The following is a 1,401-nucleotide window of genomic DNA, read 5'->3' as shown; positions in this document are numbered from 1 at the left end:
ACCCGGTGCCGTCACCGTCCACGCCACCTCCCACCAGCCCCTGGACAGCCACCGAGACATGGGACCGCCCCCATGACCCTGCGCACCCGCCTACGGCACGCCCGCGAAGACGACCGCGGCCAGATCACCCCATGGACGGTCATCGGCGTCCTCATCGTCCTTGTCCTCGCCGGCCTGGTCCTCGACCTGGGCATGGGAATGTCCGACAAGGTCAGGCTGCTCGACGTCGCGCAGGCATCCGCCCGCGCCGGTGCCCGCGAGATCGACCTCGCCACCTACCGCGCCACCGGCGTCGTCCAACTCCAACCCGCCCAGGCCGCCGCCGCCGCGCGCACGTTCGCCGAGCAGGCCGGCGTCGACGGGCAGGTCACTGTGTCCGCCTCCACCACCACCGTCACCGTGACCATCACCGGCCGGCGCCGCACGCAGCTTCTCCACCTCGTCGGCATCACCGGCCTGCCGGTGTCCGCGACCGCGACCGCCACCCCGCTGACCGGGATCACCACGCCTGTCTGACCACAAGCCGCCGCCGCACGACCGGGAGCCCCAGTGTTCGCATTCCTCGCCGCCACCGCCCGCCGACTGGCCGGGCTCACGCTCCTGGCGCTGCTCACCGCCGGCACTCCGTACGCACTGCTGCGCTACGTGGGATGGCCACTGCCTCGCCAGATACCAACCTGGCAGCAGATCGGCGCCGCGCTCACGTCACCAATGACCGACGCCATGCTCGGCAGCGCCGTCGTGTGCCTGCTCTGGCTGGCCTGGGCCGCGTTCGTCTGGTCGCTGATCGTGGAGGTCACCGCAGCCGTCACCGGGGTCCGCCTGCCACAGCCGAGGGCCATCGCACCCGCCCGAGGACTCGCCGCGCTCCTCGTCGCCGCCATCACCGGCGGTGTCCTCGCCACCGCCGCCCAGGCCGCCCCCACTCTCGGCCAGCCCGCTCACGCGACATCACACCACACGAACGCCGCCGTCCCCTCCGCGGCCGCGACGGCCACCGCGTCGAGCACCACCCGGGAAGCGGTCGCGGACACCCCCGAAGCGCCAGTACGCGACGCACACACGCTGCCTGCCAGCCGAACCGGCGCGGACGATCCGATGTCGGTCCGACTCGTGGCCGGTCAGCTGACGCTGGTCTCGTCCGGAACGACCTACGCCTGCCAGGTCAAGCGCGGAGACACCCTGTCGGGGATCGCCGACACATGGCTTGGCGACCCGAACCGGTGGCCGGAGATTTTCGCCCTGAACCGGGGCACCCACTTCCCCGACGTGGGCGGCACGCTCACGAACCCGCACCTGATCTACCCCGGATGGACCCTGCAACTGCCCGACGACGCCACACCACCAGCCGGGACACGACAACCGGCAACTCCCCCCGTGAACGCTGACGCGCCCGCCACC

2 protein-coding genes are annotated in these 1,401 nt (G+C 72.2%); both read left to right on the top strand.

Annotated elements, in window-relative coordinates; translation table 11 throughout:
* Positions 1-72 precede the first annotated feature (72 nt).
* Positions 73-516: a TadE/TadG family type IV pilus assembly protein gene (locus C1I95_RS33910; RefSeq protein ID WP_111220194.1), complete on the top strand. Its 444-nt coding sequence runs from the start codon at positions 73-75 to the stop codon at positions 514-516.
* 33 nt (positions 517-549) lie between these two features.
* Positions 550-1,401: LysM peptidoglycan-binding domain-containing protein (locus C1I95_RS33905; protein WP_146605948.1), on the top strand; the 852-nt coding region annotated here is incomplete at its 3' end.

It is taken from the genome of Micromonospora craterilacus (assembly GCF_003236315.1).
Taxonomy (GTDB): Bacteria; Actinomycetota; Actinomycetes; order Mycobacteriales; family Micromonosporaceae; genus Micromonospora; species Micromonospora craterilacus.
Note: the sequence above shows the minus strand (reverse complement) of the source record. Positions and strands in the feature narration are given on the sequence as shown.

Coding starts and splice junctions, on each gene's coding strand:
- C1I95_RS33910 (WP_111220194.1), top strand. CDS start 73: ATGACCCTGCGCACCCGCCTACGGCACGCCCGCGAAGACGACCGCGGC.